Here is a 26,594-nt window from a genome sequence, read left to right on the forward strand (position 1 = left end):
ACATTCAGGACATGCAAAGCGGATCCGTCATGCCTACAGGCGGCCATGGGCGCAAAAATCCGCTGGAAGTGCTGCGAAGGATCTATGGTTATCCGTATTCGGCGCATTCGAGCATGCCACTCAACAGATAGCTCGGCCGGTGGGTTCTGTTCAGCCGGTTGGTGGTCGTGCGGGAGAAGTTGTCCAGCGCCGTCAGTTGCCGTTCCTTCACACGCGCCCACAGTTCGTCCGAAACGATGGGCATGGCTGGAACCTCTGTCACGACCCAATTGCTTTTGTCGTTGAGGCGCGCTGTTCTGTGTTCGGTCTCGGGGCTCTTGCGGTAGTTTTGTTTGTTCCAGGTGATCCGGCCGATATAGAGTTCGTTATGGAGGATGCCGGTCTGGCGTTTGCCGTCGCCGCGCCAGTACTTATGCTGTGGCGCCGGCACGGCACGGGCATTCAGGTTTTGGGTAATCGCCGCCGGGCTAACGCCGTCGGCATACTGTTCGAAGATCCAGCGCACGATCTCCGCCTCGGCCGGTTCGATCTCTCGAAGGCCCTTGATCCGGTCGCCGTTGGCATCGCGCTGCTGGCCAAGTCGGTAGCCATAGCTCACGCGGGTTGTCGCCTTGCCTTTACGGGCCGCAGTCTTCATGCCTTCGCGGGTGCGATAGCGGATCTGCTCGACCAGTTCATGGCTGAGCGTGGAGCGCATATGCAGTTCCATAGGGCTGATCTCCTGCCCAGCCTGAACCGTCCAGATTGCTGTGTAGTGGTAGTTAAGTTCCTTGAGGATCTTGGAACCATGCTCGACATCGCGCGACCGCCGATCGGCGGTAACACAGAGCACGACATCGATCTGCTCGCGCTTCACATGGGTCAGAACCTGCTGAATGCCCGGGCGTAATGCGAGCGAGGTTCCGGTGATCGCTGCGTCGGTATAGGTTTCGATAAGCTTCCAGCCCTTCGCCGCGACGAACGTTTTGCCGAGCTCGATCTGCGTTTCGATCGAGCCCTGGTTCTGACGGCTGGTGGTGCAACGGGCGTAAAACAGAACTTTCTTGGTCGTAAGGTCCTCGCGGGTCGTATGGGGACAGAAGGGGACATCGTAGCCTGGCGTGGATCGCTTGGGAGCCCGCGCCATTGCCAGGTCATCATGTCCTGACGGTGGTGCGTGATGGAGCAGTGTTGAGCGCGCTGCCCCTAGATCGAGAATTGAGGGCGAGGTGGTCTTGCGCGGCAATAATTGTCGCGCGGAGGTGGCTAGTATCCCATCGCCGTGCGATAGGCGGCGGCCGCGTCGGTGTTGCCGGCGAGACGGTTGTCCGAACCCTGTATCAGGATCTGATCCTTGACGTTCTCGCGGCTGCCAAGCCAATACCAACCCGTTTCATTGGGCCGGGTCACGAAAACCTCGTGCGGCATGATCTTGATGCGCGCGGCGTTGGTCTCCGCCTTGATCGCCTCGCGGAAAAGCCGCTCGACCTTAACGTCCGCGCTCGTCTTGGGCGCGGGTGTTCTGTCGCCACCTTGACGACCCACCCACGCCGGAAGGTCAGAGCAAAAAAAAGCGCCACCGGGAAAACAAGGTACCAGCCCATGTCCCGCCAGCGGTCACTACTAGACGCGGACGCGGCTGCAAAATTCGTGGCAACCTCCCGCGAAACCCAGCGGATGTCTGCGTTATCGTCGGTGGCCGTTGCTACGGGGGAGCCTCTGGAGGCAGCCAGGTTTTTCAATGCCTCCAAATCAACGCCACCTTCAGCCGTACCGAAGGTGAGGATGACGGTGCTGCCGTTCAGCGCCTGTTCTGCTGCCGCCTCGACCCCGTCCGTGAGCAGAAGGACCGTGCCAGCTGTTCCATCCGCCGACATCAGGGTAGTCGCCAGCTTCAGCGCGGCAGTTGTATCCTTACCCGGTTTCGGCATGACGCGTGTGGCAAGCGCATCGGTATAGGACGCGATCAGGTCCGTGTCATTCGTCAAGGGCACCACGAGGTGGGCAGTTCCGGCGTAAGCGATGACAGCAGTCCGCGCGCCGGATCGGGAGGCAAGAATATCCCTGATTTTCAGCTTGGCGCGCTCGATCCTGCTCGGGCTAACGTCTCTCTCGTCCATGGTCCTCGACAGATCGACGGCAATCACGAGGGAAGCCGTGTCGGACACAAACGGTGGGGGCTCACGCTGCCATGTCGGTCCCGCGACGCCAAGGATCGCCAACGCGAGGACCGCAGCCAGCAACAACGACGGGCGGGCATGGGTCTTTGCATCGGGCTCGACGATCAGGTTGTGCAGCAGATGCGGTGCGATCAGACTTTTCCAGCGTTCGTGCAGGTCTTCGGAGCGGGATGCGAGCCAAGCCACTAGGGGGGGCACAAAAAGGGCGAGCAGCCACCAAGGGCGCAGGAAGTGGAAATCCGCGATCATGCAACGGTCCTCCGCCTTCGCATGAGACCTGCTAACCCCGAAAGGACGTACCAACCCGTCAGGAGGATCACGGATGCGCCGAGCGGCCAGGCAAATAGCTCAATCCGAGGACGCCAGGACATCGTCTTTCGATCTTCAGGTGTGATCCGGTCCAGCTCGTGGTAGATCGTAGCAAGTTGCGTGGAATCTCCGCCAAAGAAATAACGACCGCCTGTCTTTGCGGCGATCGTCTCAAGCGTCGTCGTATCGAGCTTGTCTTCGCCCGTGGCGCGAGGGTCGCCTATGCCGACGGCATGGACAATCACGCCCTTTGATTTTGCGATGTCCGCCGCCTTGAGCGGTGGCATCTTGCTTGCCGTGTCGTTTCCATCCGTCAGGATAATGAGCACCTTGTCTGGCACTGTCGTCCTTTCGAACATGCGAATGCCGAGCCCCAAGGCATCCCCGACCGCTGTTCTGGGACCGGCCATCCCAGGCACCAGATCGTCGATCATCGTTCGCACTAGCGCGTGGTCCATGGTGAATGGAGCGAGTGGATAGGGCGCATCACCGAAGACTATCAGACCGATGCGGTCGCTGGGACGCTTCTCGACGAAATTGGAAACGACATCGCGGACGGCGTCGACTCTGGCCGCAACCGTGCCATCAGGGGCTTTGAAATCCTTTGTATCCATCGACTGCGATAGATCGAGGGCAAGCAGGATATCGCGCTGTGGTTCGACCTTTTCGATCGGCGGTTCGACGAATTGCGGTCGTGCCAGAGCGACCACGACCAAGACCCAAGCAAGCGCTTCGATCACCGTTTGCCAAAAGGCTCGCCTTGGCATCACCGATCCCTCTGTAGGTGTCACACCTGCCGCCTTCGCTACCTTGTCAAAAAAGGGCAGGCGTATCGAAGCGGATGTCTCTCGATGAGGGGGAAACAGCCACCACACAAGCAGCGGAAGCGGGAGCGCAAGTAAAAGCAGAGGCGTCGCGAGTTCATACATGATGTTTCTCGATCCATCGTCTCGCATCTCCTCCAAGCCTCTCGGGAGGTGGCCTCATCATCGTAGCGTCACGATATTCGAGATCGTCGACCATTCTTCCGAGAAGCCCGGAGTCGTGTCCGTTTCCGTGTTTTTCCAGAAACCGTGACCACGTTTTGCCCGACAATCGACTGACTGTTCTGCGATCCCATGCTGCGATGGCGACACGCTTCAGGATAACGGCGATATCCTCGACTGCGGTCTGGCGGGTCTCAAGTTGTTCGAGCCGTTTTTCGATTCCGTCGAGCAACGCAAGCGCCTCCCTGCGGTAGGCGTTGCGACGATAACGGCGCAGCATGGCGAAGATCCACACGAGGAGCACGGCTGCGACCACCACTACGAGGAGCAACCATCCCCATGTTTGCGGCCACCAGGAAACTGGCGGCGGCAGAACGATGTCCTTCATCGACCGTAGGGAAACCTGCGCCAGAGGATCGACAACGGCAGATTCTTCCATCACCGCCTCCTTTGCTGCCAGGCAGACTGCGCCAGAAGGTGACGCAGCTGAGGCGAGGTCTCTTCCGCAGCAGAGATCGGGAGCATGGGAAGGCCAAGCTCTTTCTGCCAGGCGCGCAGCTCCCGACCGCGATTGCGGGCAAAGGCATCAATTGCGGTCCGGGTTTCCTGCTGTTTGAGAGGAAGTACGGCCTGCAGCGCGCCGCCGCTGACGACGAGATTGGCGGATGCCGGCAGATCGAGTAGAAACGGATCGAAGACAAGCAAGCAGATCACGTCGTTGTGCAAGGACATCCGCAGCAGAAGATCCCGCGTGCGATCCGTGTGCCCGTCAAAATCGGTTATCACCACAATGAGATGATCGTGATGCGCGATATTCGCGACTGTGCTCAAGATCTCATCGAGCTGATCAGCCGTGGAGATGGACGTCGCGTGCGCATTCAACGTCGAGTTCCGTTTTGAAATACGGTCGGCGAGCGCGATGACGGCGTTACGGCTGCGATGTGGCTTGATCTCGTCAATATCGACATCGCCGAAGACAACCCCCCCGACCCGATCACCAGAGCCGAGAACCCGCCAGGCACAGAGCATCGCCGTCTCTGCGGCCGTTACTGATTTCATCGAACGACGGCTTCCAAAAAACATGTTGATCCGCTGGTCGACGACGATGAGCGCCGGGCGTTCTTTTTCCTCGGAATAGACGCGGACGGCGGGCCTTGAGGTGCGCGCCGTCACCCTCCAGTCAATGGAACGGATGTCGTCGCCCGGAAGATAGTCGCGCAACTCCTCGAATGTCAGCCCCCGGCCCCGCATTGCAGAATTCATCCGCCCGGCAAGCTGCTGGTGATTGCGCGCCTTCTGAACGAAGCTCAGGTCGCGGGCTTGCGCTTCCAGTGCCACGAGTTGGTCGGTTGAGACATGAACGCCTTCTGGGAGAGCTGTCGGTTTCATCTGGCCTCCCTCATGACACCGCGACGAGTTCGGTGATCCTGTCGATCACCTTGTCGGGCGAGGTGTTGGAAGCATGGGCCTCGTATGAAAGGATCAGACGGTGACGGAAGACGTCGTTGACGATCGTCTTCACATCGTCCGGTGTGACATAGTCGCGACCCTTCAGCCATGCGTAGGCGCGGGAAACCTTGTCGAGACCGATTACGCCGCGAGGGCTAACACCGACCTGCAGCAACTTTGCCAGATCCTTGTCGTAACGGCCCGGATAGCGTGTCGCGAAGACGAGGGCGACCATGTATTTTTCAACCGGGTCTGAGACGGTTACCGCCCCGATTTCCTTCCGCGCGTCGAAGACCGCTTGCGGGTTCAACTTTTGCTCAACTGGCGCTTTGCTGGCGCCATGAGCCTCATTTTCCTCATTTCGATTGAGCCTCATGATCGCTGCTTCCGATGCCTCGTCCGGATAGCCGACCTCGATATGCATCAGAAAGCGGTCAAGCTGGGCCTCGGGAAGGGGATAGGTACCCTCCTGTTCGATCGGATTCTGGGTCGCCATGACCATGAACAGAGGCGGGAGTGGATAGCTTTTGCCGCCAACAGTAACCTGCCGTTCCTCCATGGCCTCGAGCAATGCCGACTGAACTTTGGCGGGTGCGCGGTTAATCTCGTCGGCAAGGATGAGATTGGAGAAGATCGGGCCTTGCTGAAACTTGAACTCCCCTTTGCCTCCCTCGGAGAAATAGACGTCCGACCCGGTGATGTCGGCCGGAAGGAGGTCAGGCGTGAACTGCACGCGGGAAAGCTCGGCATCGAGGTTTTTCGCCAGGCTTTTGATCGCTCTCGTCTTGGCTAACCCCGGCAAGCCTTCCACGAGAAGATGGCCATTCGAAAGCAGGCCGAGCAGCAGACGTTCGACCATGGCCTCCTGGCCGATAATCGACTGGCTCATGCGTTTGCCGAGGTCGAGAATATCGTCGCGTGCTGTCATTGATGCCTCGCAGGATCGAGATCGGGTGCGCGCCACCTTGGCGATGGCGCGCGTCCAGCCTAAGGAGGTTACTTCTCGATCCCGCGGTCACGGAAGGACTGATCGATCGCTTTGTCCACCTGGGCGCGCACGCCCTCGATGTTGAAGCTGGCGACCCGCTGGCTCGGTGGATACTTCACGAACGTCTCGAGAAATGCCGCGCCTTGCAGCTGACCTTTGACGAGGAGATAGTCGTTCCTCGCCAGGAAGTCGTTGTACTGATCAGACACGATGTCGGCCCGCTCGTAGGGATCCATCCGAAGGTTGAAGAGCTTCGGAATTCGCCATGTGGTAAATGGCGTCTGCCAAACCGCGAAGCCGCCGGGTGCCGGCTGCTCCTTAAAGACGACCTTCCAGTCGTCGTAGCGGGTCGCGACCAGATCGCCGTCGTCATCGAAATAATAGAAGTCCGAGCGAGCACTCTTGTCGCTTTTACCTGTCAGGTAGTCGATCTGGTTATAGCCATCCAGGTGATTGCGGAAGCTGGTCGCGCTGCCGGTCGGCGTCCAACCCGACAGAAGACGGCTTTTGACGTCAGGGTCGCCTGCTGCCGCCAAAAGTGTTGGAAACCAATCTAAACCGGAAAACATCTGGTTGGATATTTGGTCTGGCTTGATGTGCCCGGGCCAACGAACCATGGCGGGCACACGGAATGCGCCCTCCCAGTTGGTGTTCTTCTCGCTGCGGAATGGCGTTGTCGCAGAATCCGGCCACGACCACTGGTTCGGCCCGTTGTCGGTCGTGTAGACGACGATTGTGTTATCGGCGATGCCCAGATCGTCCAGGGCTTTAAGGAGCTTTCCGACGTCGCCGTCGTGTTCGACCATGCCGTCCGCATAGTCATTGCCCACCATTCCGCTCTGTCCGCGCATCGATTCACGCACATGAGTGAAGGCGTGCATGCGGGTGGTGTTCATCCACGTAAAGAAGGGTTTGTTTGCCTTGGCCTGCCGTCCGATGAAGTCGATCGCGGCGGCCGTCGTTTCGTCGTCGATCGTTTCCATACGTTTCTTGGTCAGAGGACCTGTATCCTCGATCTTGCCGTCAGCCGAGGCTTTGACCACTCCGCGGGGCGAATAAGCCTTTAGGAACTCTGTATCGTCCTTGGGCCAGAACGGCGCCTCCGGCTCTTCCTCGGCGTTCAGGTGATAAAGGTTGCCGAAGAACTCATCGAAGCCGTGCCTGGTCGGAAGATACTCGTCCTTGTCGCCCAGATGGTTCTTGCCGAACTGTCCGGTTGCGTAGCCCAACGGTTTCAGAGCTGCAGCGATGGTGATGTCACCGGCCTGCAGGCCCACAGGGGCGCCGGGGGCGCCGACTTTGCACAGGCCAGTACGCAGGCAGGTTTGCCCGGTAATGAAGGTCGACCGTCCTGCCGTGCAGGAGTTTTCGGCGTAGTAGTCGGTGAACTTCAGGCCTTCCTGGGCGATGCGGTCAATGTTTGGCGTCTGGTATCCGACGACCCCGAACGAGTAGGCGCTGATGTTTGTCTGGCCGACGTCGTCACCGAAGATGACCAGTATGTTCGGCTTTGCATTGGTGGGGGCGCCGGGCGCTGTCGTCGCAGCCGGCGCAGTCTGTGCCAGCGCAGGAAGTGGAGCGAGAGACGTCGAGGTCAATGCGATCGTGAAGGCGGCGCTCGCTGTGAGGATGCGTTTCGGGAGGCTGGTCATTGCGCTCCCCCGTCGTTGCTGACTTCGTAGGCCATTCGCGTTCTCCTTGGTTAAGCCGAAGGCGTTTGCTGACGGGACCTTCTGAAACAACGGACGTGAATTGAAGTACGCAACGGTTACGGCAGGGTAACATCGACACCTCTTACCGAAGTCGCGGCCTGATTTTCACTGCGTGAGGGGCTGAGAGTCGTTGGCACTCGTCAGCGTGTCGTTGACGTCGATAGGAGGTGGGCGCGAAGGGCTATCGAGACCGGTGGCCGGAGCGGCGGCAGCAGCCGCCGCAACGTTGCCAAGGGTGCGGACAGTCCCGCCGACGACCGCGGTCGCCCCTTCTCCGAATGTGACGTTTGAATCTGTCAAAGGCTGACCGGTCATCAGCCGCTGGCCGATAAGCTGCACGATCTCCGGGCTCTGGGCGAACTTGCCGTGGTGAAGGCTGTCGTCGGTCTTCACTTTGGTGAGATCGATAGCGGTGATGCCGGCTCTTTCCAGGCGCGACCGGTATGGCTCAATCGTCGGATCAATGCCGCCCAGCCGCGCCACGCGCCCGGTGATCAGGCTCGACGCCGCCAGCGCCCGATCGTCCTGAGACACGAATATCGTGAACCTCGGCTTTGGTGCTCCCATCTCCACATACTGTTTGGCGAACACCTGGATATCGATATCGGGGGAGGCGAAGATGACATTGTTGATCTTCGAAACGACATGACCGTCACGGATACCCATTTGCCGCAGCGCCTCCATCGCCAGCCACGTACCCATCGAATGTGCGAGCACAGTGATGTCTTTGAGGTTCGGGTCCTGGGCGAGAAGCCGAAGCGATTGTTCGAGCGCTGTTCTCGAGTAGTTCGTGCTCTCCTTGTCGTATTCGTAGCCTAAGAGGCTCGCGCGTGATGGCCATGTGAACAGGATCGGCGTCGCCTCCATTTTTGAATCGTGGACGATCTGGGCCAGCCGGAACACGGAATCCTCATAGGTGTTGTTGAAGCCATGGATGAACACCAAGGCATGGCCGCCTTGTACGTGCGCGCGAAACCATGCGCGGCCCTCGGATAGGGTGCTGATCTGCTTGACACGGGTGACAGCAAAATTCGTGGCGGGATCCGGTGGCAGTCGCTTCGGCCACCGTACCGATTCTTCCGGCCGCTTCGGCGGAATAGAGACGGCGACCTCCGTCATGTAAGGCTTCGGGCTACACTCGCCGCTGAAGAGCGTTCGGGGATCGCCCGAATGCTGACGTGTCCGTGGCAACCAGCATCTCCACCTTCGTCACCCCCTGCGTCGTCGCGGTGGCTGCCACTGGCTGCATCACGACAGTGGGGTGTCCGCAGGCTGTGAGGAAGAGGCAGGATAGGGCTGGCAGGAGCGCTTTCGCATAAGCCGTAGTCTTTCCCGAGATCGACCACGTCATGGGCACACTAGGCTGGTCCGGGCGGTGTCAAAGTACGTAACGGTAACATTCGATGTTACGGCCTTTGTAACCGTTGCGTACTTCCAAATCACGAGTGCGATCGGCACGCTCTCGCTGGGCACATATCGTCCAAGGAGTAGAAAAATGTTCGTATCGAACAAAATCGGTATAGCGTTGATTGCGGCCTCATTCCTGATCCCCTTGCCGAATGCTCAGGCGGCATCGCTGAGCGACGAGCAAATCAGTCAATCTTATATCTACCTCCTCGGTCGTTTGTTGATCACACGTCAACAGCAGCTCGACTTTCAGGAAGGCTTCGAATGGAACGAGCTAGTTCACCGGAAGCCTGGCGCCGTCGACTGGCCGAATCCCAACCTCGATGTTGCCTATTCGGAAGCGTGGGTGGCGGTGGACGAAACGAGCTGCACGATCGTCACAGTGCCCAAGATCGAGGACCGCTATTACACGGTGCAGTTTCTCAACGGATGGGGAGAGACGCTTGCCAATATCAACGAACGCGTCTTTCCAAACAGACGTTCGGGTGAATTTGCGGCGTGTCTGCGCGGAGCAGATGTCGATCTTCCGCCGGACATGATGCGCATCGATCTTCCCGTCGGGCATTCACGGGTCCTTGCACGCGTTGCGCTGGGCAGCGATCCCGACCGTGCCGTCGAACTGCAGCACCAATTCAAGCTGGCGGCCACAGGAAGCCCGAAACTGCCCGATATACCGAAAACCCCAATCTTCGAGCTGGAACATCTTCCGGCTGTGGAAGCGTTCGAGGCGGCAGAGATAGCTCTTGATAGCGAACCCGATCTCAGTCCCGGGCTGGAGCAACTGCAGCGGGACGCCCGCGCTGTTGCGGCGATCGTCAAGGACGCGGGAGAGCGCGACCGGATCGATGCCGTCATCAGGCAACACGCATTCCCTGAAATCGTAAGGGCAGGCCTGACAATCGGTCATGGCGTGATCCAGAACGGTTGGGCAAGACCCGGCGTCGTTGGCGAATATGGTCTGGACTATATCGCGCGCACACTGGTCAATAACGGTGGCATCTGGGCGAACGTCAAGCCGGAGGTACTGTATTATCGCGGCGGAAAGGATGACCGTGGGGACGATCTTACTGGGGATCACGCCTACAAGATGACCTTTCCCAAGGATGCGCTACCGTCGCGGTTCGCAAACTACTTCTGGTCGGTCATTGCTGTCGACAACGTTCGCTTCCGGGTCCTGCCCAACCCGATCAATCGGTTCCTGCTCAACGAGCAAACGAATCCCAAATATGGCCGCGATGGGTCGCTGACCCTCTACTTTGCAAACGAAAAGCCCGCGGATGCTCCCGATGGAAACTGGTTGCCGATCCCGAAAGGCCAGAAGTTCAGGCTGACATTTCGATTTTACGGGCCGCTCGACGGTGTCGCCAACGGGACGTACTGGCCTCCGGTACTCGTTAAAATCAATTGACGTCTGGACGTCGCGAGACTGGCCGATCGACCGGGGTCGCGACGAAAGCACCTCGTGATCCAACCTTCTGAAGGGAAAAACTGATGAAGTTCGAGGTTGCAGTTCTTGGACTTATCTCTGCATCGGTCCTGTCGATCTCGCCGGGCGCTGTTGCGGATCCCCTGCCACTATCGCCAGTCTGGCACTCGCAAATGCCGGACGGTCCCGACACGACGACAAAGATCACCGAACAATACGCACGCTCGGTGGCCCGGGACGCCTATTTCTGGGCGTGGCCGATGATCAACATCTATAACCGCCGGCTTGCGTTCAGTCAGTCTCCAAAGGTTGGTCTGATGAATGGGGTACTTCCGTTTGCCCCGATCAACTCGATGGCGATGCTTTCCGATTATGTGAAGGCTGATCAGCGTTGGGTGGCCTGCCCGAACCAGGACGTTGTCTATGGGGCAGGTGTTGCTGCCCTTGAGCAGACGCCTATGGTGCTGCAGGTGCCGGATTTCGGGGATAGATTTTGGGTCTATCAGATCGTTGATATTCGAACGGATAGCTTTGCGCAGCTCGGCGCGATGTACGGCTCAAAACCTGGATTCTATCTGCTCGTTGGACCGGATTGGAAGGGTGAGGTCCCCAAAGGGATCACCAAGGTTTTCCGTGCAAAGACCAATACGGCCTTCATTGTGCCGCGGGTCTTCCTGGACGACACGGTCGAAGATCGGGAAGCGATCCAGAAGGAAATCTCGAAAATCGACATGTACTCGTTGGGGCAGTTCGACGGAAAAATCAAAGAGCACGACTGGCGCACGTTGCCAGCGCTGGGTTCCCCCACGGCTGAGGGTGGGTCTGCCGAAACCAAGTGGGTCTTCCCCGAGACCTTCTTCAAGCAATTGCCTGAGGTCATGAAGGACGCCCCTCCATTGCCAGGTGAAGAAGCCCGGTATGTGCAGATTGGGGCAGTAGTTTCTGCGGCGGAACGCGATCCGGCGCTGATGGCGGCGATGATTGAAGAGGCCAAGAAGGCCGAGGCGGACCTGATCGATCCGTTGCTACAATTCCGGAATTGGGGGGTACAACTCGACGGTCACTGGTCGACGACCAACAACAATGCGGCGTTTGGAGCCGATTATTTTACCCGCACGGCGGTGGCAAAATCCAACATCCTCGTCAATGCGCCGACCGAAACGAAATACTTTTATCAGGACCTAGATGCGAATGGCCGCCGGCTGAATGGAGCGAGCAGCTACAAGGTAACGTTCCCCAAGGACAATACGCCGCCTGTTCATGGGTTTTGGTCGCTGACGGTGTACGATGCCCAGCACTTTTTCTCCCCCAATGAGCTCGGTTGCTACTCGCTGGGTACCAAGAACAAGACGCTGAAGATCGATGACGACGGGTCGCTGACGATTTACGTTCAGCCCACGTCACCAGGGAAGGATCTCGAGACCAATTGGCTTCCAGCACCCGCAGGCGATTTTTCTCTCTATCTTCGGGCCTATTGGCCGAAGATAGAGATTGTTGACGGTAGCTGGACGCCGCCATCGGTTAGGAGATAATGAGGATGGAACCAGGTTGAATCGATGTTAAAGCGAGAAATCGAACGCCGTTAGTGTTGGCGGATTTCTGTGAAAAAACAATGTTGCTATTCTCGCAGATTGTCGTGGTCGACGGTTCCAATCCCATCAAGAGCTTAATGGTTGCTTATCGAGTAGCGGCGTATATCCCATTGACATATCCTTCGTCGCACATTAATTTCGGGATATCCCATCTGTAGATGCCAGAGGAGTATGTCATGGAGCAGGGCGCGGTATTTCAGAGTAATCGTAGCCAGGCCATCCGGCTTCCAAAGGCAGTCGCTCTTCCGGATGATGTGAAGCGTGTCGATATCGTCGCGGTCGGGCGTACTCGAATCATAGCCCCGGCAGGTGAGGTTTGGGACAGCTGGTTTGAAGGCGCTGGCGCAACCGCCGACTTCATGAGCGAGCGCGATCAGCCTGCGTTGCAGGAGCGCGAAGCCTTCTAATGTTAAAATACATGTTGGATACCAACATCTGCATTTTCACCATCAAGAACAAACCACAACAGGTACGTGATGCGTTCAATCGCCACAGCGGCCAGCTTTGTATCAGTTCAGTAAGCTTGATGGAGCTGGTTTATGGCGCAGAGAAGTCGGCTAGCCCAGAAAGAAACTTGGCCGTGGTCGAGGGCTTAGCAGCTCGCCTGGAAGTTATGTCTTATGACGAGCTAGCAGCCACGCATACTGGCCAGTTGCGTGCTGAACTTGCACGAAACGGAACGCCCATTGGTCCATATGATCAACTTATAGCTGGACACGCTCGGTCGCGCGGATTGATCGTCGTCACAAACAACCGCCGTGAGTTTGATCGCGTGGCAGGCTTACGCGTCGAAGACTGGACCGTCTAACTCACTGCTGGGTTCCTGACCTGTTGTCCAACCTGACTGGGCTAGACTGAAATCTAACGGATCAGCGGTTCTGATCCCATCAAGACCAGGCGCCATCGGCCGCGTGCAGAAACTCGCGTGCAGCATTTCTCACCGCTCTCACCACGGCAGCGCACTGGACCTATACCTACTCGCTCAACGGCAACCTGCTAAGGCGAACCAACATGGGCACCCTATACCTTCCGGTTGGCAATGCGGTGCGTCCGCATGTGGCGACTGTGGTCGGCACGAAGTCGGTCAGCTACGACGACAATGGCAACAGGCTGGCCGACGGCACGCGCAAGCTTATCTGGCCAGCTTTGGCACTGGTGACCCAGTCCTGGTGCAGAAGGCAATCGAGATCATCCGGCAGGCAGTCGCGACAGCGATCCTCTCAGGCGTCGCGTCCGACATGTCGAGTGCTGAAGGCGTGGCGAAGCTAATTGCTGCTCCCAGAGTCGACATCCTTGTAAACAGCGTCGGAGCTGGCCTGTTTAGATCCTTCGAGGACCTCGCGAATGAAGACCGGCGTTCATGTATCACTTCAACGTCATGAGCGGCATGCGGCTTACCAAGCCATATCTGCGGGGAAGTTTGAAACGAGGCTGAGGCGTGGCGTGTTCATCAGCAGCGAGTTTGCTTTGCATCTGCCGAAGGAAATGATCGACTGCCCGAAGTTCGGAGCTTGGGATCACACCCTGGTGACCGAGTGGCACGCAAGCTATGGTCGGCACTGCTTCATGATCCGCTAGCAAGTCGAAAAGCGAGCCACCTGCATCTATACCGCCACGGATCGCATCCTAGTTGACGCACCCCTATATCTAAGGATTGCCTACCACTTCCGCTTGCATTTATCATGACACTCTGTCGGATATTTGAGTGTATTTGAGGACACAGCATGCGGCAAGCCTTACTAGGAGCAGGCGCCTTCTCCAGTATCATCAATGTTCTTGGGTTCGCCGGACCTCTGTTCATGTTGGAAGTCTACGACAGGGTCATACCAAGTGGGAGCCTGCCAACGCTTGTAGCTCTTCTGATCCTTACAGTCGGGCTTTATGCTTTTTCTAGTTTCCTTGAGGTCGTGCGCACGCGGGTTCTTTCACGAATGGCCGGACTGGTAGACACATCACTGTCGATCCGGGTGCTCGGCAGTATCGCAGGCGCGTCCCTAAAGACCAGAATCACTGGCGACGTCCTTAAACCCGCCCAGGAGATGGACCAGATCCGGGCATTTCTCGGCGGAGCCGGGCCGGGTGCTCTCTTCGACCTCCCGTGGATGCCGGTCTACCTCGCCGTATGCTTTTTCTTGCATCCGCTGATCGGCTGGCTGGCATCCGGCGCGATGCTCATTCTTGTGTGCCTGACGGTCGCGACCGATATTCTGACGCGCTCCCGCACGAAGGCCGCGGCCATGGCCGCCTCCGTACGCAACCGGTTCGGCGAAGCTGCACACCGTAATGCTGAAGCGATCGCAGCAATGGGAATGCTTGGAGAAGTGCAAAAGCTCTGGAATGACACCCATTGTCGCCTGACAGCATTGCAACGTGAGACGGGCGATGTCGCGGCGATCTTCGCCGGTGCATCCAAGGCTCTCCGTCAGGCGGTGCAGTCCGGATCCCTTGCTTTGGGAGCATATCTTGTCATTCAGGGCAACATGAGCGGCGGGATGATCATTGCAGCATCAATCATTGTCGCCCGTGCGCTCCAGCCGATTGAACAGGTGATCGCCAACTGGCGAAACATGGTAAGCGCGCATCAGTCCTGGGTGCGCCTGCAGGACCTGTTTAAACTATTTCCCGATGTGTCGGAGCGAACGGCGCTACCCGTTCCCGAAAAAACGCTGATGGTCGAGGCAGTGTTCGCCGCTCCGCCCGGCGAACGCCAACGGATTACCGTGCAGAATGTCAGCTTCAAGGTTCATGCCGGGACGGTGGTCGGGATCATCGGACCGAGCGCTTCGGGGAAATCATCACTTGTGCGGGCAATAACGGGCGTTTGGCCGCTGGCCCGTGGCAAGGTCAGCCTAGATGGCGCCAGTCTAGATCAATGGCCTGCGGGCGAGCGTGGAAAGCTTATTGGCTACATGCCGCAGAGCTCCGACCTTTTTCCGGGGACTATAGCCGAGAATATTGCTCGACTTGATCCACGCGCCCATGATGGCGCAATCGTCGCGGCGGCGCAGGCCGCTGGCGTGCACGACATGATTGTTGCGTTCGCTGAGGGCTATGAAACACAGGTCGGTGATGGCGGGCTGAGCCTTTCAGCTGGTCAGCGCCAGAGGGTCGCTCTTGCACGGGCGCTGTATGGGGATCCCTTTCTTGTTGTCCTCGACGAGCCGAATTCCAATCTTGATGCGGATGGCGACAAGGCATTGGCAGAGGCGATCAGCGCCGTCAAACGCCGTGGCGGCGTCGTCATCGTCGTTGCTCACCGTAACAGCGTGTTGGCCCAGATCGATCTCCTGTTGGTGATGGAAAGTGGGTTCGCAAAAGCATTTGGTCCACGCGATGACGTTCTGAAGGCGATCCAGCAACAGAGAGCAAGGCTACCCCGCTCTACACCCGGTCCGAACCTGACGGTCATCGAAGGCGAGGCCCAGCCATGACGGACAACACCGATACGGACGCTTTGCTGTCGCGCTCTTTGCGCCGCAACCTGATCGCCGGGACAGTGGGAGTTGCCGTTCTGTTCGGCGGCGTCGGCGGCTGGGCTGCCTCGACGGAACTGTCCGGTGCGGTCATCGCCAACGGCATCCTCGTCGTCGACGGCAATGTGAAAAAAGTCCAGCATCCTACCGGTGGCATCGTCGCGGACCTCCTTGTCAAGGAAGGCCAGTTGGTCAGCGCCGGCGAGGTGATTGTCCGTCTCGACGCAACAGTGACACGCGCCAACTTGGCAGCCGCGTCGAAGAACCTCGACTATTTCTATGCCCGACAGGCCCGGCTTGAGGCGGAGCGAGACGGACTTTCAGGTGTAGAAACCCCCATGGTCTTGTTAGAGCGGCTTTCGGCCGAAAAAGCTGAAGCGGTGATGATCAGCGAGCGCCGTCTGTTGTCTGACCGGCTCGCATCGAGAGATGGACAGAAGGCGCGGCTGAGAGAACAAGTGCAGCAGCTTCGCGAGCAGATCAGTGGTCTCGATGTTCAGCAAAGGGCGAAGGGCGAGGAAATCGACCTCATCGAGAAAGAGCTTGAGGGGCTTCGTCGGCTATATAACATCGGCGGCATCACCATGAGCCAGGTTAACGCTCTTCAACGCAATTCGGCTCGTTTGCGCGGAGAGCGTGGGCAACTCATCGCGTCGATCGCCTCCGCGAAAGGGCGTATTTCCGAGATCGAGCTTCAGCTTCTTCAGGTTGATCAGACGATGCGGGCGGAGGTCGCGGCCGAACTTCGCGATGTTGCGAATGAACAGGCCAAGCTTGTCGAGCAGGAAGTGAAGGCGCTCGACCAGCTGAAGCACATTGAGATCGTCGCGCCGATCGGTGGTACTGTCCATCAGCTTGTCATCCATACGGTTGGAGGCGTGATCACCCCGGCTGAGGTGCTGATGCAAATTGTTCCGCAGGGGAGCGCGCTCTTGGTCGAGGCCCGTATCGCGCCGCAAGACATCGACCAGCTCGGCCTCGGACAAGCCGCACTCCTGAGGCTTACGGCGTTTAATCGAAACACAACGCCGGAACTGACCGGCTCAGTCGTTCGCGTTTCCGCCGACCTGGAGACGGACCAACACACCGGCTTCAGCTTTTACCGGGCCGCGTTATCAATCCCTGACGAAGAGCTATCGCGATTATCAGGCTTGGCGCTCGTTCCGGGGATGCCAGTGGAAGCCTTCATCCGCACCGGAGAAAGGACCGTCGTGTCGTACTTCGCAAAGCCCATTCGCGATCATCTGCAACGTACCTTTAGGCAGGAGTAGCTTGGATGCATGGGATAAACATTACGGAGTCTGAACAGACCCATCTTCTTTCAACAAATTTCCACAGGACCTCGCCAGACCTGTCTTCAGCGTGATGGTTGCTGAAAATTTTACGACGATAGAACTATGCACCAAATTGAATTTAACCTCTCCCTGAGAGAGCGTAAACCGGAGAAAGCCAGATGAATATCACTGGAACAAACGCGAACGACACTCTCACTGGCACTGAAGGCGTAGATGAGATTTACGGTCTCAATGGAGACGATGTTCTTAACGGGGCGGGGGGCAATGACACATTGATTGGTGGCGCCGGTGCTGATCAGTTGATCGGTGGCGAGGGTATCGACACTGCCAGTTACGAAACTTCCGTTACCCTGAACTTCAAGACGGGCGTCCATACCGGCGATGCTGCCGGAGACACGTTCTCCGGTATCGAGATATTCAAGGGTAGCGCCAATGATGATATTTTTGTCAGCGACGCCGCAGCGCATAAGTTTGATGGTGGTAATGGTAATGGTGTCGACACTGTCGACTATTCGGGTTCCTCGTCTGCCGTCAATGTAAACCTGATTACGGGTATCGGGGCAGGAGGCGATGCGGACGGCGATAGCTATACCGCGATAGAAGTTGTCAAAGGTTCAGCCTTCAACGACACGCTCACGGGATCTTGGCATATCTTGGAAGGAGGGGCTGGAGACGACATCTATGTGGTGAGCAACAGTTCGGCCAAGATCGTCGAAGCAGTGGGCGGCGGTGACGATGAGATCCGCACCAGCGTGACATTCGCCATGGACAACACCATGGCCAATGTCGAGCGGCTGACCTACACGGGGACAGGTGCTGCCACACTCACAGGCAACGATAGCGACAATATCATCACCGGCGGCGTTGGCAACGACACGCTGAAAGGTGGCGCCGGTGCTGATCGGTTGATCGGTGGCGAGGGCATCGACACGGCAAGTTATGATGGCATTTACAAACCTGTCACTTTGAACTTCAAGACGGGCGTCCATACCGGCGATGCTGCCGGAGACACATTCTCCGGTATCGAGATCTATAAGGGCAGTTGGGGCGATGATGTCTTCATCAGCGACGCCGCAGCGCATAAATTCGATGGTGGGGATGGCCGCGACACTGTCGACTATTCAGGTTCCTCGTCCGCCGTCAACGTAAACCTGAGCACGGGTATCGGGTCAGGAGGCGATGCCGAAGGCGATGGCTATACCGCGATCGAAATCGTCAAAGGTTCTGCCTTCAACGACACGCTCACGGGATCGTCCGGGCATACCCTGGAAGGAGGGGCTGGAGACGACATCTATGTGGTGAACGACAGTTCGGCCAAGATCGTCGAGACAGTGGGCGGCGGTGACGATGAGATCCGCACCAGCGTGACATTCACAATAGCCAACATGGCCAATGTCGAGCGGCTGACGTACACGGGGACCGGTGGCGCCACGCTTACCGGCAATGATAGCGACAACATCATCACTGGTGGCACTGGCAACGACACCCTGATCGGTGGAGCTGGAGCGGATCAGCTGAATGGTGGCGCTGGCGGCGATATGTTGAACGGTAGTGCTGGTGCCGATCTCCTTAACGGAGAGGCTGGCAACGACACGCTGAAAGGTGGCGCCGGTGCTGATCAGTTGATCGGTGGCGATGGCATCGACACGGCAAGTTATGATGGCATTTACGAACCTGTCACTTTGAACTTCAAGACGGGCGTCCATACCGGCGATGCTGCCGGAGACACATTCTCCGGTATCGAGATCTACAAAGGCAGTTGGGGCGATGATGTCTTCATCAGCGACGTCGCAGCGCATAAATTCGATGGTGGGGATGGCCGCGACACTGTCGACTATTCAGGTTCCTCGTCCGCCGTCAACGTAAACCTGAGCACGGGTATCGGGTCAGGAGGCGATGCCGAAGGCGATGGCTATACCGCGATCGAAATCGTCAAAGGTTCTGCCTTCAACGACACGCTCACTGGATCGTCCGGGCATACCCTGGAAGGAGGGGCTGGAGACGACATCTATGTGGTGAACAGCGTTTTGCCCAAGATCGTCGAAGCAGTGGGCGGCGGTGACGATGAGATCCGCACCAGCGTGACATTCACCATGGCCAACATGGCCAATGTCGAGCGGCTGACGTACACGGGGACCGGTGGCGCCACGCTCACCGGCAATGATAGCGACAACATCATCACCGGCGGCACTGGCAACGACACCCTGATCGGTGGAGCTGGAGCGGATCAGCTGAATGGTGGCGCTGGCGGCGATATGTTGAACGGTGGTGCTGGCGCCGATCTCCTTAACGGAGAGGCCGGCGACGACACGCTGAAAGGTGGCGCCGGTGCTGATCAGTTGATCGGTGGCGATGGCATCGACACCGCAAGTTATGATGGCATTTACGAACCTGTCATTTTGAACTTCAAGACGGGCGTCCATTCCGGCGATGCTGCCGGAGACATATTCTCCGGTATCGAGATCTACAAAGGCAGTTGGGGCGATGATGTCTTCATCAGCGACGCCGCAGCGCATAAATTCGATGGTGGGGATGGCCGCGACACTGTCGACTATTCAGGTTCCTCGTCCGCCGTCAACGTAAACCTGAGCACGGGTATCGGGTCAGGAGGCGATGCCGAAGGCGATGGCTATACCGCGATCGAAATCGTCAAAGGTTCTGCCTTCAACGACACGCTCACGGGATCGTCCGGGCATACCCTGGAAGGAGGGGCTGGAGACGACATCTATGTGGTGAACGACAGTTCGGCCAAGATCGTCGAGACAGTGGGCGGCGGTGACGATGAGATCCGCACCAGCGTGACATTCACAATAGCCAACATGGCCAATGTCGAGCGGCTGACGTACACGGGGACCGGTGGCGCCACGCTCACCGGCAATGATAGCGACAACATCATCACCGGCGGCACTGGCAACGACACGCTGGTCGGCGAAGACGGGAATGATCAATTGATCGGCGGCGTTGGCAACGACACGCTGAAAGGTGGCGCCGGTGCTGATCAGTTGATCGGTGGCGATGGCATCGACACCGCAAGTTATGATGGCATTTACGAACCCGTCACTTTGAACTTCAAGATGGGCGTCCATACCGGCGATGCTGCCGGAGACACATTCTCCGGTATCGAGATCTACAAGGGCAGTTGGGGCGGTGATGTCTTCATCAGCGACGCCGCAGCGCATAAATTCGATGGTGGGGATGGCCGCGACACTGTCGACTATTCGGGCTCCTCGTCCGCCGTCAATGTAAACCTGAGCACGGGTATCGGGTCAGGAGGCGATGCCGAAGGCGATGGCTATACCGCGATCGAAATCGTCAAAGGTTCTGCCTTCAACGACACGCTCACTGGATCGTCCGGGCATACCCTGGAAGGAGGGGCTGGAGACGACATCTATGTGGTGAACAGCGTTTTGCCCAAGATCGTTGAAGCAGTGGGCGGCGGTGACGATGAGATCCGCACCAGCGTGACATTCACCATGGACAACACAATGGCCAATGTCGAGCGGCTGACCTACACGGGGACCGGTGCTGCCACACTCACCGGCAATGATAGCGACAACATAATCACCGGCGGCACTGGCAACGACACCCTGATCGGTGGAGCTGGAGCGGATCAGCTGAATGGTGGCGCTGGCGGCGATATGTTGAACGGTGGTGCTGGCGCCGATCTCCTTAACGGAGAGGCTGGCAATGACACATTGATTGGTGGTGCCGGTGCGGATCAGTTGATCGGTGGCGAGGGTATCGACACTGCCAGTTACGAAACTTCCGTTACCCTGAACTTCAAGACGGGCGTCCATACCGGCGATGCTGCCGGAGACACATTCTCCGGTATCGAGATCTACAAGGGCAGTTGGGGCGATGATGTCTTCATCAGCGACGCCGCAGCGCATAAATTCGATGGTGGGGATGGCCGCGACACTGTCGACTATTCAGGTTCCTCGTCCGCCGTCAACGTAAACCTGAGCACGGGTATCGGGTCAGGAGGCGATGCCGAAGGCGATGGCTATACCGCGATCGAAATCGTCAAAGGTTCTGCCTTCAACGACACGCTCACGGGATCGTCCGGGCATACCCTGGAAGGAGGGGCTGGAGACGACATCTATGTGGTGAACAACAGTTCGGCCAAGATCGTCGAGACAGTGGGCGGCGGTGACGATGAGATCCGCACCAGCGTGACATTCGCCATGGACAACACCATGGCCAATGTCGAGCGGCTGACCTACACGGGGACCGGTGCTGCCACACTCACCGGCAATGATAGCGACAACATCATCACCGGCGGCACCGGCAGCGACACGCTTAAGGGCGGCAATGGTGGAGATTTATTGATCGGCGGCGCTGGCAACGACACCCTTATCGGTGGCGCCGGTGCGGATCAGTTGATCGGTGGTGAGGGTATCGACACTGCCAGTTACGAGACTTCCATTACCCTGAACTTCAAGACGGGCGTCCATACCGGCGATGCTGCCGGAGACACGTTCTCCGGTATCGAGATCTACAAGGGTAGTAACGACGATGATGTTTTTATCAGTGACGTCGCCGCACACAAGTTCGATGGAGGGTCTGGTATCGACACAGTCGATTATTCCGCTTCCGGTTCAGCGGTAACCATCAACCTGAGCACAGGTGCAGGCTCCGGCGGCGATGCCGAAGGCGATAGCTATACCTCGATCGAAACCGTCAAAGGTTCCGCCTTCAATGACACGCTCACGGGATCGTCCGGGCATACCCTTCAAGGAGGGGCTGGAGACGACATCTATGTGGTGAACAGCAGTTCAGCCAAGATCATCGAGGCGGTGGGCGGCGGCAACGATGAGATCCGCACCAGCGTGACATTTACCATGGACAACACTATGGGCAATGTCGAGCGGCTGACCTACACCGGGACCGGTGGCGCCACACTCACCGGCAATGATCGTGACAATACTATCTCCGGCAGCATTGGAAACGACACGCTGGTCGGCGAAGATGGGAACGATCAATTGATCGGCGGGGCTGGCAACGACACCCTGATGGGTGGAGCTGGAGCGGATCAGCTGATTGGCGGCGATGGTACTGACGTCGCTAGCTACCAGCAGTCATTGTCTGAGGTAATTCTTGATTTCAAGACGGGCGTTCATACCGGGGATGCAGCCGGCGACGCGTTTTCCGGTATCGAGAGCTACAAGGGTAGTAGCTACGATGATATATTCATCAGTGACGTCGGCGCACACAAGTTCGACGGCGGGGCTGGTATCGACACAGTCGATTATTCCGCTTCCGGTTCGGCAGTCACTATCAACCTGAGCACAGGTTTAGGCTCCGGCGGCGATGCGGAGGGTGACACCTTCTCAGCTGTAGAGGTCGTCATCGGCTCCGACTTTAATGATACGCTTTCGTCGGCAACAAGCGGGCACATTCTCAGGGGGCATAACGGCGACGATCACTACATCGTTGGGCATCAGGGGGTTGTCATCGACGAAGACGATTCCGATGGCGATGATGAAATAATCACAACAATCACAACCTTCAGTATGGCTAGTTACGGGGGGGTTGAGCGCTTGACCTACAACGGCGCCTCTGCAGCGACCCTTACAGGGAATGCCAGAGATAACGTCATCACCGGTGGTAGCGGTGGTGATACCCTTCTGGGCGGTGACGGCGCAGATCAGTTTTTTGGTGGCAATGGCTTTGACACGGTCAGTTATTCCGACAGTGCGGAAGCCATGACCTTCGATTTCGATTGGGGCGAATTTACAGGAATTGGTCGGTGGGATACTTTCAATAGTATTGAGAGTTTCCGTGGAACTAACTTTGGCGACACCTTTATAGCAAGCGTCAACGTTGAAAACATCGACGGCGGCAATGGCGTTGATTTGCTGAGTTATCGAGAAGCGACGGAAGGCGTATCAATCAACCTCGCAACCCGGGAACATACCGGATACGCTTTGGGGGATATCTTCACCAACATCGAAATTATCGAAGGCAGCGAATATGATGATTCTTTTGTCGGGAGCACTGCCGACAATATCTTCATAGGTGGATACGGAGCAGATAGCTTCGATGGTGGATCCGGTGTTGACAGCGTATGGTACGTTACAAGCGGAAGCGGCGTGACTATTAACCTCGCTAATACCAACCTCAACAGCGGCGAGGCGTCAGGTGACAGCTTCACGAGTATCGAGCGCTTCACTGGGTCGCATTTCAACGACACCCTCACCGCCACCAATAATGTAGCTTGGCTAGCTGGCGCTGGTGGTGATGACATCATACGGGGTGGCGCGAGCGCAGATATACTCTTTGGCGGCAACAGTTCTGATCTCGGTGCCGCTGAAATCATCACCGCCATAAATCAGGCCGACCTGATTTATGGCGGTGATGGCAACGACGAAATCTACAGTGCGGGACACTTTCGAGGAACGAGCCCCTTCGGGGAAGGCATAGATGCTGGCACGGTGATCTACGGTGAGGCGGGCAATGATCAGATAGTTATGAGCAGCGCAGATGCTTACGGGGGCATCGGCAATGATACAATTACCGTCTGGGGAGCCGGCACAGCGTTTGGAGGTGACGGCGACGATACGCTCAACGGTGAGTACCTAGATTTCCAACTCTATGGCGGGAGCGGAGCCGATAAACTTAACCTGACAATCGGTCGAGGTTTTGCCGACGGTGGAGAGGGCGGGGACGTCTATAGAACAACTACAGTGTTGCGGTCCACCATCCGGGACACTGGAACAAGCTCCGGCGACATTGTTCACTTGGGACGAGTGGAAAACGTTAGCGATCTCGTCGCGAACAGGGAGGGAAATGACTTGGTGATCTCTTCACTGCGTGACAAATTCACATATCCCGATAGTGTCGTTGTCCTTGAGGACTGGTTCAACGGTCACGACACAATTGAAGCATTCGTGCTCGCGGACGGAAACTACATCTCTGGTGATTTCATCATTTGATAACCGACTCATGTCTTGATTGCTACCACAGGTAGAAACATTATGGCGGACTTTAATATGATGAGTATCAGACCAATCGATGCAGCGATTCTCGCAGAAGTGAAACGTCAAGAAACGACCTCAAGACCACAGACTGTCCCACTAACCATTCGGCCCGAAGCTCTTAATGTGAAGCTGGGGGACTTCGATCATGAGACCCAAGAATCAATCAAGAAGTTGTTAGAGTGGATGCGAGTAGACCCATCCGGGCTAGATACTGGACCTGCCCAACGCGATGTCTCGGACAAGGAGATATACGAGGCTATCAGCCAAGCCGATATCACTGCACTGGACGACGACAAGCTAGAGGAACAGATCGATATCTTCAGCTATGTGGTTCAGAGTGGCCGCATGGAAAGCTTTTCTATCTTGGGCAGAAATGGTGATCAGACAACCACATCGATTTATGAGTATCTGACTTGGCTAACGACGCGCAGAGAGGAAATGAAGGACGACGGAACATATTCGCCGAAATTGATGCGCCCCGAGTAGCAGGGTGCCAGGGCGACGCCGTCATTTGCTTCATCCTTAACACACGATACTGCATACAATAGTGACGGCTAGCCCACCTCTACGTGCACGAGAAGGCTCCGGGAAAGGCCAAGGAGATAAAACTGGCGCAAGCGCCGGCTGGAGAGTTTTCGCTTTACATGCGAGCTTATGGACTGAAGACGGCCGTTGTCGGCGGATCTTGGTCTCCTCCGACAGTCGTCCGCGCCGGCCTTTCGTTTCTTGTCCTGATGGACGTCGAATGCTGTCGATCAGCTTAGCTGGTCGAAACACAGCGAGGCACTCGGCTGTAAGGTATTGCAATCGCTACGATCTCGATTAGCGGGTCGGTGGTTCAAATCCGCTCAAGAGCTTAAAACTTGGGTTTCACGATTAATCTGGTGCCCGCTCTGACGAGGCCGTGTCCCTGAGACCGCGGATCCAACGAGGCCCGGCTGCCAACACGCGTCAAAAATCTCCACCGCCTATTGCTTTGGGCGGTCGTCCTGTGAGAGAGGGCTTTAAACCTGCTTAGAACACTCATGTTTGCGGGTAGTGGAACTCTCGGATAAGATCGAAGATGGCAGTCCTGCCGCCAGCGCGCATACTTCTTACGGAGCCATTGGCTTCAGCTCGACGCGGTTAGTCTGTCGGGATGTCCGCCGCGCTCAATGCCATTTTTGCCTTGCATCGCCGGTCCCTTCTCTGGACCGTGATGAGGATCGTGCGTGATACGCATACGGCGGAGGACCTTGCTCAGGAAACCTACGTCAGGACGAAAGCTGCGCTCGACACGAGACCGATCGACCATCTGGAAAGCTACCTCTATCAGACGGCTCGCAATCTTGCGCTCGATCATCAGCGCAAGCGAAGCTTCCGGGGCCGGTTCGAGCAGGCGGAATATTCCGCCGAAGACGTTGAGAATGTAGCCAGTGGCGAGCCGTCGGCCGAGGATCGCATTCTCGAAGCCGAGAGGCAGCGCATATTCGAGCAGGAGCTAGCCAGATTGCCCCGTCGCGCTCGCGAGGCGTGGGCTCTCTCGCACGTCGACGGCAAAAGCTATCAGGAAATTGCCGACCAACTGAATGTGTCACGCAACACAGTCTATAATGATATCAAGCTCGTGGTCGCTCACCTTCGGGACGCGCTCGCACGGCTGGAGAGGGGCTGATCGAATGACGTGTGTCTCGCAACCCCGGACCGAAGCTCGTTTTTGCCTCCTCCTAAAAGCGGCCCGGCAATGTCGGCCGGCTTTTTTTGTGACGCCGCGGCACGTCAGCCGTCTAACCTATACGAGCCTTCGGTTCGTTGAACTCGGGACGGCCTGAATGGCAGGTAGAAAAACAGACGAGGGTGTGGGCACTCGCTCGACACGATCTGCGGATGAGGCGCTCGACTGGTTCATGCGCTTGCAGGACGATCATGCTTCCGAAACCTTGCTCTCGTTTGAAGCTTGGGAGCGCACCAGCCCTGAGAACGCTCGAGCTTATGCCGATCTCCTTCGAATGACATCAATGCCGTCTCTCTATCGGGCGACGGTGGCGGATAGGGCGCGGCTGGTCAGATCGGTTCAGCCCACTTCAGCACGCCGCAAGTTCTCCGGTTGGAAAGCCGGCCTTACCGTCGCGACAACCTTGATGGCAGGGATAGTCTGGGTCGAGCTACCATCGATACTGGTCGATTGGCGTGCCGACTATATCTCGGCAGTGGGGCAGCGTCATACCGTGACGCTGCCGGACGGTTCCAAGGTCGAACTCAATACCTCGTCTGCAATCGCGATCGACTTTGCCGGCGGAAAGCGCAGGGTCAGCCTCCTCAAAGGCGATGCATTCTTCGATGTCACCCATGATCCCGCCCATCCGTTTGTCGTGGCCGGCCGCTTCGCTGATGTTGAAGTCAAAGGCACCGCGTTCGGCGTTGCGACGACCGGACCGGCTGACACCGTCGTCCTCGAACGTGGACACGTCGAAGTTCGATCGACCGCAACAGCGCATGGAACGGCCGATCTTCAACCAGACCAGATGGTAACGGCAACTGAACGCGGCCTGTCTGAGGTGACGCCGACCGACCCATATCAGTCGCTTGCTTGGCGGGATGGGCGGGTAGTGTTTCACGATCGGCCCTTTGATCGCGCTTTGGCAGACCTGAAGCGCTACTATGACGGTCAGGTCTTCGTGGCCACGGGTCGCTTTGCCAATACGCTGGTGAGCGGTAACTACAGAACCGACGATCCGGATGCTGCAATTCGTACGTTGGCCACCTCTGCTGGGGCCCAAATTACCCGCCTTCCGGGCGGAATTCTGATCTTGCGGTAAAAACTCAACTTTTTTTGTGA

Annotated in this window: 20 protein-coding genes and 1 pseudogene; 12 read left to right on the forward strand and 9 right to left on the reverse strand. The window is 57.5% G+C overall.

Features of this window, described 5'->3' with window-relative positions:
• Positions 1-88: 88 nt before the first annotated feature.
• The 9 genes and pseudogenes from GGE33_RS23305 to GGE33_RS23345 all read right to left on the reverse strand — a co-directional run bounded on the left by GGE33_RS23305 (position 89) and on the right by GGE33_RS23345 (position 8,852).
• Positions 89-1,126, reverse strand: coding sequence for a recombinase family protein (locus GGE33_RS23305; protein WP_246436427.1), 1,038 nt, complete (start codon positions 1,124-1,126; stop codon positions 89-91).
• Positions 1,127-1,245: 119 nt separating this feature from the next.
• Positions 1,246-1,389 carry a hypothetical protein gene (locus tag GGE33_RS23310; protein WP_183828630.1) on the reverse strand — a complete coding sequence of 48 codons (144 nt, stop codon included), beginning with the start codon at positions 1,387-1,389 and terminating at the stop codon, positions 1,246-1,248.
• Positions 1,386-2,408: a VWA domain-containing protein gene (locus GGE33_RS23315; protein ID WP_183828633.1), complete on the reverse strand. Its 1,023-nt coding sequence runs from the start codon at positions 2,406-2,408 to the stop codon at positions 1,386-1,388. Before GGE33_RS23315 ends, GGE33_RS23310 begins: the two co-directional genes overlap by 4 nt.
• Entirely contained in the window at positions 2,405-3,397 is a 993-nt protein-coding gene (locus GGE33_RS23320; protein ID WP_183828636.1) for a vWA domain-containing protein, read from the reverse strand. The genes GGE33_RS23315 and GGE33_RS23320 overlap by 4 nt, the downstream gene beginning before the upstream one ends.
• Positions 3,390-3,893, reverse strand: a complete 504-nt coding sequence (locus GGE33_RS23325) for a DUF4381 domain-containing protein (RefSeq protein ID WP_183828639.1) — start codon at positions 3,891-3,893, stop codon at positions 3,390-3,392. The genes GGE33_RS23320 and GGE33_RS23325 overlap by 8 nt, the downstream gene beginning before the upstream one ends.
• Positions 3,893-4,843 (reverse strand): DUF58 domain-containing protein, encoded by a 951-nt coding sequence (locus GGE33_RS23330; RefSeq protein ID WP_183828642.1) that lies wholly within the window; start codon positions 4,841-4,843, stop codon positions 3,893-3,895. The genes GGE33_RS23325 and GGE33_RS23330 overlap by 1 nt, the downstream gene beginning before the upstream one ends.
• Before the next feature lie 10 nt (positions 4,844-4,853).
• Positions 4,854-5,831 carry an AAA family ATPase gene (locus GGE33_RS23335; RefSeq protein WP_183828645.1) on the reverse strand — a complete coding sequence of 326 codons (978 nt, stop codon included), beginning with the start codon at positions 5,829-5,831 and terminating at the stop codon, positions 4,854-4,856.
• Between the two features lie 68 nt (positions 5,832-5,899).
• Complete coding sequence (locus GGE33_RS23340) at positions 5,900-7,543, reverse strand: arylsulfatase (protein WP_183828647.1); 1,644 nt, start codon at positions 7,541-7,543, stop codon at positions 5,900-5,902.
• A gap of 165 nt (positions 7,544-7,708) precedes the next feature.
• Positions 7,709-8,852 (reverse strand): annotated as a pseudogene (locus GGE33_RS23345) (alpha/beta hydrolase).
• Positions 8,853-8,978: 126 nt separating this feature from the next.
• Between GGE33_RS23345 and GGE33_RS23350 the strand changes: the two are divergent.
• The 12 genes from GGE33_RS23350 to GGE33_RS23405 all read left to right on the forward strand — a co-directional run bounded on the left by GGE33_RS23350 (position 8,979) and on the right by GGE33_RS23405 (position 26,574).
• Entirely contained in the window at positions 8,979-10,418 is a 1,440-nt protein-coding gene (locus GGE33_RS23350; RefSeq protein WP_343062634.1) for a DUF1214 domain-containing protein, read from the forward strand.
• A gap of 83 nt (positions 10,419-10,501) precedes the next feature.
• Positions 10,502-11,968 carry a DUF1254 domain-containing protein gene (locus tag GGE33_RS23355; RefSeq protein WP_183828649.1) on the forward strand — a complete coding sequence of 489 codons (1,467 nt, stop codon included), beginning with the start codon at positions 10,502-10,504 and terminating at the stop codon, positions 11,966-11,968.
• Positions 11,969-12,204: 236 nt separating this feature from the next.
• Positions 12,205-12,435, forward strand: a complete 231-nt coding sequence (gene vapB / locus GGE33_RS23360; protein ID WP_183828652.1) for a type II toxin-antitoxin system VapB family antitoxin — start codon at positions 12,205-12,207, stop codon at positions 12,433-12,435.
• Complete coding sequence (vapC, locus tag GGE33_RS23365) at positions 12,435-12,836, forward strand: type II toxin-antitoxin system tRNA(fMet)-specific endonuclease VapC (RefSeq protein ID WP_183828655.1); 402 nt, start codon at positions 12,435-12,437, stop codon at positions 12,834-12,836. Before vapB ends, vapC begins: the two co-directional genes overlap by 1 nt.
• Positions 12,837-13,039: 203 nt before the next feature.
• Positions 13,040-13,297: a hypothetical protein gene (locus tag GGE33_RS23370; protein WP_183828658.1), complete on the forward strand. Its 258-nt coding sequence runs from the start codon at positions 13,040-13,042 to the stop codon at positions 13,295-13,297.
• A gap of 75 nt (positions 13,298-13,372) precedes the next feature.
• Positions 13,373-13,606, forward strand: a complete 234-nt coding sequence (locus tag GGE33_RS23375; RefSeq protein ID WP_183828661.1) for a hypothetical protein — start codon at positions 13,373-13,375, stop codon at positions 13,604-13,606.
• A gap of 146 nt (positions 13,607-13,752) precedes the next feature.
• Positions 13,753-15,459, forward strand: coding sequence for a type I secretion system permease/ATPase (locus tag GGE33_RS23380; protein ID WP_183828665.1), 1,707 nt, complete (start codon positions 13,753-13,755; stop codon positions 15,457-15,459).
• Entirely contained in the window at positions 15,456-16,772 is a 1,317-nt protein-coding gene (locus GGE33_RS23385; RefSeq protein ID WP_183828668.1) for an HlyD family type I secretion periplasmic adaptor subunit, read from the forward strand. Before GGE33_RS23380 ends, GGE33_RS23385 begins: the two co-directional genes overlap by 4 nt.
• 182 nt (positions 16,773-16,954) lie before the next feature.
• Positions 16,955-23,731 (forward strand): calcium-binding protein, encoded by a 6,777-nt coding sequence (locus tag GGE33_RS23390; RefSeq protein WP_183828673.1) that lies wholly within the window; start codon positions 16,955-16,957, stop codon positions 23,729-23,731.
• Between the two features lie 42 nt (positions 23,732-23,773).
• Positions 23,774-24,262, forward strand: a complete 489-nt coding sequence (locus tag GGE33_RS23395) for a hypothetical protein (protein ID WP_183828676.1) — start codon at positions 23,774-23,776, stop codon at positions 24,260-24,262.
• 652 nt (positions 24,263-24,914) lie between these two features.
• The gene (locus GGE33_RS23400; RefSeq protein WP_183828679.1) at positions 24,915-25,430 is read left to right on the forward strand and encodes an RNA polymerase sigma factor; all 516 of its coding nucleotides are present in this window, start codon (positions 24,915-24,917) and stop codon (positions 25,428-25,430) included.
• A gap of 157 nt (positions 25,431-25,587) precedes the next feature.
• Complete coding sequence (locus GGE33_RS23405; RefSeq protein ID WP_183828682.1) at positions 25,588-26,574, forward strand: FecR family protein; 987 nt, start codon at positions 25,588-25,590, stop codon at positions 26,572-26,574.
• Positions 26,575-26,594 lie beyond the last annotated feature (20 nt).

Source organism: Aliirhizobium cellulosilyticum (assembly GCF_014198105.1).
Taxonomy (GTDB): domain Bacteria; phylum Pseudomonadota; class Alphaproteobacteria; order Rhizobiales; family Rhizobiaceae; genus Neorhizobium; species Neorhizobium cellulosilyticum.

Coding starts and splice junctions, on each gene's coding strand:
- GGE33_RS23305 (WP_246436427.1), bottom strand. CDS start 1,126: ATGGCGCGGGCTCCCAAGCGATCCACGCCAGGCTACGATGTCCCCTTC.
- GGE33_RS23315 (WP_183828633.1), bottom strand. CDS start 2,408: ATGATCGCGGATTTCCACTTCCTGCGCCCTTGGTGGCTGCTCGCCCTT.
- GGE33_RS23320 (WP_183828636.1), bottom strand. CDS start 3,397: ATGTATGAACTCGCGACGCCTCTGCTTTTACTTGCGCTCCCGCTTCCG.
- GGE33_RS23325 (WP_183828639.1), bottom strand. CDS start 3,893: ATGGAAGAATCTGCCGTTGTCGATCCTCTGGCGCAGGTTTCCCTACGG.
- GGE33_RS23330 (WP_183828642.1), bottom strand. CDS start 4,843: ATGAAACCGACAGCTCTCCCAGAAGGCGTTCATGTCTCAACCGACCAA.
- GGE33_RS23335 (WP_183828645.1), bottom strand. CDS start 5,831: ATGACAGCACGCGACGATATTCTCGACCTCGGCAAACGCATGAGCCAG.
- GGE33_RS23340 (WP_183828647.1), bottom strand. CDS start 7,543: ATGACCAGCCTCCCGAAACGCATCCTCACAGCGAGCGCCGCCTTCACG.
- GGE33_RS23355 (WP_183828649.1), top strand. CDS start 10,502: ATGAAGTTCGAGGTTGCAGTTCTTGGACTTATCTCTGCATCGGTCCTG.
- vapB (WP_183828652.1), top strand. CDS start 12,205: ATGGAGCAGGGCGCGGTATTTCAGAGTAATCGTAGCCAGGCCATCCGG.
- vapC (WP_183828655.1), top strand. CDS start 12,435: ATGTTAAAATACATGTTGGATACCAACATCTGCATTTTCACCATCAAG.
- GGE33_RS23370 (WP_183828658.1), top strand. CDS start 13,040: ATGGGCACCCTATACCTTCCGGTTGGCAATGCGGTGCGTCCGCATGTG.
- GGE33_RS23375 (WP_183828661.1), top strand. CDS start 13,373: ATGAAGACCGGCGTTCATGTATCACTTCAACGTCATGAGCGGCATGCG.
- GGE33_RS23380 (WP_183828665.1), top strand. CDS start 13,753: ATGCGGCAAGCCTTACTAGGAGCAGGCGCCTTCTCCAGTATCATCAAT.
- GGE33_RS23385 (WP_183828668.1), top strand. CDS start 15,456: ATGACGGACAACACCGATACGGACGCTTTGCTGTCGCGCTCTTTGCGC.
- GGE33_RS23390 (WP_183828673.1), top strand. CDS start 16,955: ATGAATATCACTGGAACAAACGCGAACGACACTCTCACTGGCACTGAA.
- GGE33_RS23395 (WP_183828676.1), top strand. CDS start 23,774: ATGGCGGACTTTAATATGATGAGTATCAGACCAATCGATGCAGCGATT.
- GGE33_RS23400 (WP_183828679.1), top strand. CDS start 24,915: ATGTCCGCCGCGCTCAATGCCATTTTTGCCTTGCATCGCCGGTCCCTT.
- GGE33_RS23405 (WP_183828682.1), top strand. CDS start 25,588: ATGGCAGGTAGAAAAACAGACGAGGGTGTGGGCACTCGCTCGACACGA.